Origin of the sequence: Streptomyces sp. Ru72 (assembly GCF_002920635.1) — a bacterium.
Classification (GTDB): Bacteria; Actinomycetota; Actinomycetes; order Streptomycetales; family Streptomycetaceae; genus Streptomyces.
Genome location: NZ_PQSR01000211.1, coordinates 1 through 3,933, shown reverse-complemented (window position 1 = coordinate 3,933; position 3,933 = coordinate 1). Strand labels below are relative to the sequence as shown.

The 3,933-nt window shown below is 69.5% G+C and carries 3 protein-coding genes and 5 pseudogenes; 5 read left to right on the top strand and 3 right to left on the bottom strand.

The annotated features are described in order from the left end of the window. The 3 genes and pseudogenes from C3488_RS39370 to C3488_RS42465 all read right to left on the bottom strand — a co-directional run. The coding region (locus tag C3488_RS39370; RefSeq protein WP_103845603.1) for an L-threonylcarbamoyladenylate synthase at positions 1–629 on the bottom strand (629 nt) is incomplete at its 3' end. Positions 630–691: 62 nt separating this feature from the next. Next, a pseudogene (gene mobF / locus C3488_RS39365) lies at positions 692–1,367 on the bottom strand (MobF family relaxase); the annotation flags it as partial. Positions 1,368–1,370: 3 nt separating this feature from the next. Continuing rightward, positions 1,371–1,469: pseudogene (locus C3488_RS42465) on the bottom strand (MarR family transcriptional regulator); the annotation flags it as partial. A gap of 30 nt (positions 1,470–1,499) precedes the next feature. Between C3488_RS42465 and C3488_RS39355 the strand changes: the two are divergent. From C3488_RS39355 to C3488_RS42270, 5 genes and pseudogenes are all read left to right on the top strand, one after another. Continuing rightward, positions 1,500–2,309 carry an MFS transporter gene (locus tag C3488_RS39355; RefSeq protein WP_308460720.1) on the top strand — a complete coding sequence of 270 codons (810 nt, stop codon included), beginning with the start codon at positions 1,500–1,502 and terminating at the stop codon, positions 2,307–2,309. A gap of 29 nt (positions 2,310–2,338) precedes the next feature. Beyond that, a pseudogene (locus C3488_RS39350) lies at positions 2,339–2,618 on the top strand (DUF1330 domain-containing protein). A gap of 210 nt (positions 2,619–2,828) precedes the next feature. Then, a complete protein-coding gene (locus C3488_RS42275; RefSeq protein WP_308460719.1) occupies positions 2,829–3,233 on the top strand; it encodes a transposase in 405 nt (134 codons plus the stop codon). Continuing rightward, positions 3,209–3,313 (top strand): annotated as a pseudogene (locus C3488_RS42830) (hypothetical protein); the annotation flags it as partial. The gene C3488_RS42275 and the pseudogene C3488_RS42830, both read left to right, overlap by 25 nt. 106 nt (positions 3,314–3,419) lie before the next feature. Beyond that, a pseudogene (locus tag C3488_RS42270) lies at positions 3,420–3,804 on the top strand (transposase); the annotation flags it as partial. Positions 3,805–3,933: the final 129 nt, after the last annotated feature.

Here is a 3,933-nt window from a genome sequence, read left to right as displayed (position 1 = left end):
CTAGTCGAGGGGACCGTGAGCGGGAGCCCCAGCACTGCTTCGAGTTCCTCGCGCGTCACACCGCCGGGCCGCAGGATGCTCGGGGCATCACCGGTGACGTCGACGATGGTGGACTCGACGCCGACCTCGCAGGGGCCGCCGTCCAGCACGAAGTCGACGGCGTCGCCGAGCTCGGCACGGACGTCGTTCGCCGTGGTGGGACTGACCTGGCCGAAGCGGTTGGCGGACGGGGCCGTGACACCGCCACCGAAGGCCGCCAGCAGTGCGAGTGCGACGGGGTGGTCAGGCACGCGCACGGCGACCGTCTCCAGGCCGCCGGTCGCTTCGAGGGGCACGCGGGGACCGCGCCGCAGGACCAGCGTGAGGGGGCCCGGCCAGAAGTGTTCGGCCAGCAGGCGGGCCGTCGCGGGCACGTCCTGGACCCAGTCGTCCAGCTGCTCCGCGCTGCCGATGTGGACGATCAGTGGGTGGGAGGAAGGACGTCCCTTGACCTGGAAGATGCGCGCCACGGCGGCGGGGTCCTCGGCGTTGGCGCCCAGTCCGTAGACAGTTTCGGTCGGGAGGGCCACCAGGCCGCCGGCGCGCAGTACACCGGCCGCCTTCTCGATATCACTGGTTCTTGCCGTCACCCTCGCAATCCTAGAAGCACAGAGTACCAGCGACGGCCGTGATCAGTCTCAGGTTGTAGGCCTTCTCGCAGCTCGGTCAGTGACCGCGGCACCTGGCGCTTCGGTGGGCGCGTCCGGTCGGCGGCCTGCCGGTCCAGCGCGTAGGCGGCCCGCTCCCCCGGCGGGTGCCCCTGCCTCTCTTCGTAGTCGGCCGTGAGGACGGACAGCGCGTCCGCGATCTGTTGGCGGCGGGTGGACTGCCAGCCGATCAGCCGTTGGTCGATGCCTGCGATCTCCATGACCGGTCGGCGGCCAGGCGTCACCTCACGCGGCTCCCAGGTCCAGCCGAGCCGGGCGGACACCTGCTCCATGAAGTACAGGGTGCCGACCGCGACGATGTGCTCCAGCATCGAGTCCGCCGACAGGTTGCCCCACGCGGCCTTGGCATCCGGACGCCGGGCGCGGATCGACACCACCGCGTGATCGTGGAGCAGCGGCTGTCCGGCTCTCGACTCGTAGTGCCGGAACACCGCGACGATCAGCCCATCCTGGATCGGCTTGCGGTCCTGGCCGCCACTCTTCCAGCGGATCTGTGCGACCGAGTCCTCCAGCCGCGCCAGCGTCTTGTGCCGGGCGATGTCCTGGCACAGCTCCAGCACCAGGCCGTGCTCCTCGCGCAGCAGCGCCCACGCGATCCGTGCGGTCGACGGCGCCCGGAAGACCAGGTCCATGCCAGCCAGGCGACCGCTCCTTGGCCTTCGCGACCCGCTTGTCGGATGTGTCACCCCGCCGCTCGACCAGGCCGGACTCCTCCATCACCCGGACCAGGGCGGTCATCGCGGGCTGGGTGACGCCCTCGACCCCGAAGCCCCCGAAGGCCGCTCCGCCCACGTGGACGTGGCAGGCGCGGTCGTCCTGGCCGCTGCGCTGCTCCTGGTGCTGTTCCTCGCCAGCGAACGGAATCTGTGGAGCGGGCACCTCGCCGTGGCGGCGGGCCTCGCCATCGTCGCTGTGGTGCTGCTCTGCGTCTGGGCCCTCATCGAGCTGCGCAGCACGACGCCCCTGGTCGATGTGCGGGCGGTGCGGCACCCGGCGGTCGCCGGGGCGAACCTCGCCATGTTCGCCGGCGGGATCGGCATGTACCTCCTGCTCACGCTCATCACCCGGTACGCGCAGACGCCGCACGGCGCCGGCTACGGCTTCGGGCTGACGACCTTCGTCGCCGGGCTGGTCCTCATCCCGTTCTCGGTGCTGGGGTTCGTCGCCGGCAAGCTCACGCCACGGGTCCGGACGCGGATCGCCGACCCCCTGCTCCTGGCCGGCAGCGCCGTCGTGGTCGGCGGCGGGTTCGCCCTGTTCGCGGCGGCCCGGTCGGACCTGGTCGAACTGTTCGCGGCGATGGGCGTGCTCGGCTTCGGCGTCGGCGGCTTCTCGGCCGCGATGCCCGGTGTCATCCTGGCCGTCACCCCCAAGAGCGAGACGTCGAGCGCCATGAGCTTCAACTACGTCGTCCGCAGCGTCGGGTACTCCCTGGGCAGCGCCATCGGCGGCCTGACCGCGGGCACCGGCCCCGGCCACCTCTTCCCCGACGACAGCGCCTACACCACCGCGGCGCTGGTCGGCATCGGCGCCATGGCGATCACGACGCTGACAAGCCTCGCTCTCGCCCGCCGACGCCCGTCCGAGACCATCCGTAAATAAGATGCACTCATCCCAACACTGGAAATTCCATGAAGGGCTACTGGGTCAGCGTCTACCGCACCTTTTCAGACCCTGAGAAGCTGGCTGCTTACAACAAGCTGGCCGGTCCGGCCGTCAAGGTCGGACCCTCGTCCGTGGCGGTCAGGTCGTGGCGCATGACGCCGGAATCGCCGAGCGCACCGTCCTGATCGAGTTCGACAGCTTCGAGCAGGCCGTCGCGGCGCGTGAGAGTGCGGCCTACCAGGAGGCGCTGGTCGCCCCTCCGACGGCGTCGAGCGTGACTTCCGCGTCGTCCAAGGCATCGACTGATCGAGGTCCAGTCGGATCTTCGCTGAAGGACTCTGTCGGAAATCTTGAGGACGGGCAGTTAACGATCGTGACGTTGCGTCAGGCTCGTAGGAACATGATGCCCATGTTCCCGGGGCCCGATATGTCCCTCCAGCCCCAGCCCGGATCGGAGACCCAGCCGCTGACCGCAGGGGTCGCCCGCGCCAGCAACCCCCACGGCACTACCGCGATGTGGATCCGCGACCGCCTCGACGGCCTGTGGAACGACGAGGACTTCACCGCCTGGTACCCGCGCGATGGCCGCCCGGGCTCTCCCCCGCCCAGCTCGCCACGGTCTGCGTGCTGCAGTACGTGCTGAACCTGTCGGACCGCCAGGCCGCCGAGGCGGTGCGCTGCCGCATCGACTTCAAGTACGCCCTCGGCCTGGAGTCTGATCTGGTCACTCGTCCGATCGGAGGGCCCGGGGCTCCGGGCATGGCTGTAAAGGCCGAGCCGCTGGATGGCTTACGGGACTTGGCCGCCGGGAGCCCCGCGACGACTCGACCGCCAATTGGGAGACGCGACTCGATCGCTGCTGTAGGACGACGCCGGCGAGGTCGTCTGCGGGATCGATGTACGACGAGCTGGCGGAGGTGACCGTGCCAGAGATCTGGGCCGGGGTGCACATCTGCAAGACGCATCATCACGCCGTGGTGATCGACGCGGAGGGCGAGCGGCTGCTGTCTCGCCGGATCCAGAACGACGAGACTGAGCTACTGGCGCTGATCGGCGAGTGCTGGCGATGTCCAACGACGTCTTGTGGGCCGTCGATCTCAATGCGAGCATCCGCACGCCGAGGTGATCCGCAGCCTGCCCGGCATGGGCGTCAGACTCGGCGCGAAGTTCATCGCCGCAACGGGGGGCGACCTGGACGCCTTCGGAAGCGCCGAGCGCCTGGCCGGCTTCGCCGGCCTAGCCCCGCAGCCCCGTGACTCCGGCCGCGTCAGCGGCAATCTGCGCAGGCCACGCCGCTATCACCGCGGTCTGCTGCGGACCATGTACGTCCTGCCCCGCCTCCAAGGCGTACTACCAACGAAAACGGAGCGAAGGGAGGGGACACAAACAAGCTCTCCTTGCCCTCGCCCGCCGACGCGTCAACGTCCTGTGGGCGATGATCCGTGACAGAGCGTGCTACCACGCTTCACAACCTGCTGCGGCAGCGGCTTGACATCAGCAGCATTGGGAAGTTCCGTGAGTGCTGGCCCGTCAGGCGTGTGGTCCGACGTGTGAGACTGTCGGCATGCGGTGGGGTGATTTCGGGCGGGGGAAGAGGGCGCCGCTTGCGGTTGCGGTGGGG